Origin of the sequence: Corallococcus sp. CA041A (assembly GCF_003612075.1) — a bacterium.
In the GTDB taxonomy this organism is placed as follows: domain Bacteria; phylum Myxococcota; class Myxococcia; order Myxococcales; family Myxococcaceae; genus Corallococcus; species Corallococcus exiguus.
Map to the genome: position 1 here is coordinate 1 of NZ_RAWF01000432.1, position 4,677 is coordinate 4,677.

3 protein-coding genes and 1 pseudogene are annotated in these 4,677 nt (G+C 67.4%); 2 read left to right on the plus strand and 2 right to left on the minus strand.

The window, feature by feature from the left end; all coding sequences use genetic code 11:
• The first annotated feature begins 83 nt into the window (after positions 1-83).
• A complete protein-coding gene (locus tag D7V77_RS40385) occupies positions 84-3,203 on the plus strand; it encodes an efflux RND transporter permease subunit (protein WP_120581503.1) in 3,120 nt (1,039 codons plus the stop codon).
• Positions 3,204-3,376: 173 nt separating this feature from the next.
• Here the strand turns inward: D7V77_RS40385 and D7V77_RS40390 are convergent, their stop codons facing one another.
• Together D7V77_RS40390 and D7V77_RS40395 are read right to left on the minus strand one after the other, a co-directional pair.
• A complete protein-coding gene (locus D7V77_RS40390) occupies positions 3,377-3,730 on the minus strand; it encodes a hypothetical protein (RefSeq protein ID WP_233597529.1) in 354 nt (117 codons plus the stop codon).
• Between the two features lie 263 nt (positions 3,731-3,993).
• The gene (locus D7V77_RS40395) at positions 3,994-4,200 is read right to left on the minus strand and encodes a cold-shock protein (RefSeq protein ID WP_120562412.1); all 207 of its coding nucleotides are present in this window, start codon (positions 4,198-4,200) and stop codon (positions 3,994-3,996) included.
• Between the two features lie 281 nt (positions 4,201-4,481).
• On the opposite strand from D7V77_RS40395, the pseudogene D7V77_RS40400 reads away from it, so the two are divergent.
• A pseudogene (locus D7V77_RS40400) lies at positions 4,482-4,677 on the plus strand (hypothetical protein); the annotation flags it as partial.

A 4,677-nucleotide genomic window follows, 5' to 3' on the forward strand; every position in this document is an offset into this window, starting at 1 on the left:
GCACCCGCGTCTCCGTGAAGTAGCCGCAAGCCGCCCCTTTTCGCCGCGGCCTTTCTTCGCGCGCGGCGTGCGTGAGCTCTTCCATGATTCTCAGTGACGTTTCCATTCGACGGCCGGTGTTCACGGCCATGGTGTCCCTGCTGCTCATCGTGCTGGGCGTGATGGGCCTCAAGCGCCTGGGCACCGACCTCTACCCGGACGTCAGCTTCCCCGTGGTGGTGGTCAACACCCTCTACAAAGGCGCGGGCCCGGGCGAAATCGAGACCCAGGTCATCAAGCCCCTGGAGGACGCGGTCGCCGGCATCAGCGGCGTGGATAAAATCCACTCCTTCAGCCGTGAGAACGTGGGCACCGTGGTGGTGTCCTTCACGCTGGGCACCGCCCTGGACACCGCCGTCCAGGACGTGCGCGACAAGGTGGGCCAGGCCGTCAACAAGCTGCCCACGGACGCGGACGCGCCCATCGTCAGCCGCGTGGACCTGTCCGCCGCGCCCATCCTCACCTACGCCATCTCCGCGGACATGCAGTCCCAGGCGCTGCGCAAGCTCCTGGATGACCGCATCAAGCCCGCGCTCGCGCAGCTGGCCGGCGTGGCGGAGGTGCGCATCACCGGCGGTGACACGCGTGAAATCCAGGTCGACATCGACCTGGACAAGGCCCGCGCGGTGGGCATCGCGCCGTCGCAGGTGTCCCAGCGCATCGCCATGGAGAACCTCAACCTGCCCGCGGGCCGTCTGCAATTGGGGCCCAACGAGCTGACCGTGCGCGCCATGGGCGAGTTCATCAGCGTGGAGGACCTGCGCAAGCTGCCCATCGCCCGCAGCAGCACCGGCGCGCAGGTGCGCCTGGAGGAAGTCGCCACCGTCACGGACGGCGTCGCCGAGCGCCGCACCACCGCGCGCCTCAACGCCCGCGACGCCGTGGTGCTCGAGCTCGTGAAGCAGCCGGGCTCCAACACCGTGAGCGTCAGCGACGCGGTGAAGAAGACGCTCGCGGAGATGGGGCCGGTGGTGGGGCAGGGCTTCCAGGCCACGCTCCTCATCGACCAGTCGGACCTCATCCGCGCCAACACCCACGAGGTGTGGATCGCCCTCATCTTCGGCGGCTTGATGGCGGTCCTCATCATCCTGATGTTCCTGTTGGACCCGCGCGGCACGTTCATCTCCGCGCTCGCGCTGCCCACGTCCGTCATCGGCACGTTCTTCGTGATGTACGTGCTGGGCTACTCGCTCAACCAGATGACGCTGCTGTCACTGTCTCTGGCCATCGGTCTGCTCATCGACGACGCGGTGGTGGTCCGTGAGGCCATCACCCACCGCCTGGAGCAGGGCGAGGACCCGATGAGCGCCGCGTCCAACGGCACCAAGGACGTGGGTCTGGCGGTGCTCGCCACGACGCTGGCCCTGGTGGCGGTGTTCATCCCCGTGGCCTTCATGCCCGGCATCGTGGGTCAGTTCTTCAAGCAGTTCGGCATCACCATCTCCGTGGCGGTGCTCATCTCGCTGTTCATCTCCTTCACGCTGGACCCCATGCTGTCCGCGCGCTTCGCCAAGGCGCACAAGCCGGGGGAGCAGCGGCACGAGCCCGCCGTCTTCCGCGCGCTGCGCCGCTTCCTGGAGGCCACGGAGTCCACCTACGCCCGCATCCTGGGCTGGGTGCTGCGCCACAAGTGGACCACCGCCGGCCTCACCGTGCTGGCGCTGGTCCTGTCCTTCGGCGCCGCCAGCCGCCTGGGCGTGGAGTTCATGAGCGCGGAGGACCGCTCGCAGCTCATTGTCGAGTTACAGCTGCCGGACTCCGCAAACCTGGCGCAGACGACGGAGCGCGCCGCGGAAGCGGAGGTCCTCCTCAAGAAGATCCCCGAGGTCACGGACATCTACACGACGGTCGGTCCCAACGGAGACGTCTACAAGGCGCGCATGCGCGTGCTCACGGTGGGCAAGGATAAGCGCACCAAGAGCATCGGCACCCTCAAGGAGGAGGCCCGCGCCCTGCTGGTCCCCAACCTGGTTTCCACCGCCATCACCCTGTCGGACCCGCCGTCCATCGAAGGCCTGGGTGACTGGTTCCCCATCATGGTGCGCGTGGTGGGCCCGGACCTGAAGCGCGTCAACGAGGAGGCCGAGCGCGTCGCCAGCATCCTGCGCACCCTGGGCACCTCCGACGTTCGCGTGGACTCCAACCCGGCCAAGCCGGAGCTCCAGATTCAAATCGACCGCGCGCGCGCCGCGGACATGGACCTGTCCGCCGGGTCGCTCGCCGCGCAGCTGCGGCTGGCCATCGACGGTGACGTGACGGCCAAGCTGCGCGAGGGCACGGATGAGACGGACATCCGCGTGCGCCTGCGCGAGCAGGACCGCGCCACGCCGGAGCGCGTGCGCCAGCTGATGATCGCCACGCCCAAGGGCCTGCACCAGGTGACGGACGTGGCGGAGGTGTCGCTCAAGGACGGCCCCAGCGTCATCGAGCACGAGAACCGCGAGCGCCAGGTGGCCGTCGTGTCCCAGCTGGCCAAGGGCGCCGCGCTGGGTGACGTGGCCACGAAGCTCAAGGCCGCCATCGCCCAGAAGCCGCTGCCGCCCGGCTACGCCATCGTCTACGACGGCCAGATGAAGAGCCTGGATGAGCAGAACGACGCGTTCGGCATCGCGTTCGGTCTGGCCTTCGTCTTCATCTACATGGTGCTCGCCAGCCAGTTCGAGTCCTTCAAGCACCCCTTCACCATCATGGTGTCGCTGCCGCTGGCGCTCGTGGGCGCGCTCCTGGGACTCGTCGTCACGAACTACCACGTCAGCATGGGCGCGATGATTGGCGTCATCCTGCTGATGGGCCTGGTGACGAAGAACGCCATCCTCCTCATCGACGGCGCGCTCCATCACCTGCGTGAAGGCGACTCCGTGGACGAGGCCCTGCTCAAGGCCGGCCCCCGCCGCCTGCGCCCCATCCTCATGACGAGCGCGGCCATGGCCATTGGCATGGTCCCCACCGCCGTGGGCACGGGCATCGGCTCCGAGTTCCGCGCCCCCATGGCCATCTCCGTCATCGGCGGCGTCATCACCTCCACCTTCCTCACGCTGTTGGTGGTGCCGGTGGTGTTCGCGGCGATGGAGAAGCTGTCCTTCCGCAAGAAGCCGCCCCGCGCGCAGGGACCGCACTCCGCGCACCCCGTGGACGCGTCCGCGGCGCACGACCGCGCGGCCTGAGGCCTCACGGCATGAAACAAAAGGCGCGGGTGACGGCTCCGTCACCCGCGCCTTTCATTTGAAACAAAGGGGATGAAACAAGCTCCGGGTGGGCGTCTTCCGCGGGAGGCTACCGGCTCCGGGCCTTGCCGGAGACGGGGCGTTCGCGGGCGTCCTGCCCGGAAGGAACGGCTCTAGCGCGAAGCCGACATGCCTTCGCCGTTGAGCAGGCGCACACGCGCCTTGGCGAGCTGGTTCTGCGCTTCCTCCAGCGACACACAATCCACGGTGATGTCGTCGTTGGGGGATGCTTCCGACGCCACGCGGGCCGTCTGCAGGCGCGCGATGGTGGAGTCCGACACGTGCGCGCACATCGCACAGCCATTCTTGCGCCCGTGGTTGATGACCTCGGAGAACAGGTTCGCGGATTCCGGCTCCAGCGGGCGCAGGCCCCGCATGTCGGCCAGAACCAGGTGCCGCCCCCCGCCGTAGCTGTCCGTGGCCTTCTTGTAGACGGCCACGTACTCCTTCATCTCGTTCGGCCGCATGAAACCGCTCATGCGGGCAGTGATGGTCCGACGGCTGACATCGTTGGTGACTTCGAACATAGGTGCGCCCTCCCTCGCAGGATCAAAGCCTAACAGACGTCTTTCGGACTTTCACCAGCCCCCCCTTGATTCCTTGGACGGTGTAAGGTTTGAAAGGAATTGCGTGTTATTCCTTCTGGGTGGGTTGTAAAAATGAAGAAGCCCGGCCCACGTGAGCGGGACCGGGCTTCCGTGCTCTGGGGTTGACCCGGAGCGGGTGGAGATCAACCCACTGAGCGGACGTTCTGCGCCTGCAGGCCCTTGGGGCCGCGCGTCACCTCGAACTCCACCTTCTGACCTTCCTGAAGCGTGCGGAAGCCGTCCATGTTGATGGCGCTGTGGTGGCAGAACACGTCCTCACCACCGCCGTCCTGAGTGAGGAAGCCAAAGCCCTTCGCATCGTTGAACCACTTCACCGTACCAGTAGCCATGAATCGTCTTCTCTTTGTTGGTGGGGCGCGGCACCCACCGCCCGGGAGCGGTCGGTCCTCTCGAAATGTGAGGGCCTGAGTGCGCACAACAGTCTGCCCGTCGGGGAGGGGTGGGTGGAAGCCCCCTTGCTGAGCAGTCAACAGTTCGTGGGGTAGTCAGCCTCCCCACCACTGTTGGCACAGGCAGGCGGGCGTGGGGCCAGGGCGGCTCCAGCGCCTGGGTTTGGAGGCATGGCTACCGTTCCGGGCAAGGCCACGAAGGCCGGGAGAGGAGTCACGTCATGTACGAGGTCCGAGGCCCCGAGCCCCTGCTGCCCCCAGTTCCTCCGCGCCCGGAGGGCGCCGTGCGGCGCGAGTGGCGCCGGATGAGGGACCACAGCGCGGCGGCGGGCATCCTGTCGCGTCCGCTGTTCGGCCGGCTGCCGCTGCGCCGTTGGGTGTCGCAGGACCTGCACTCGGTGCTGGACTACGTGGGTG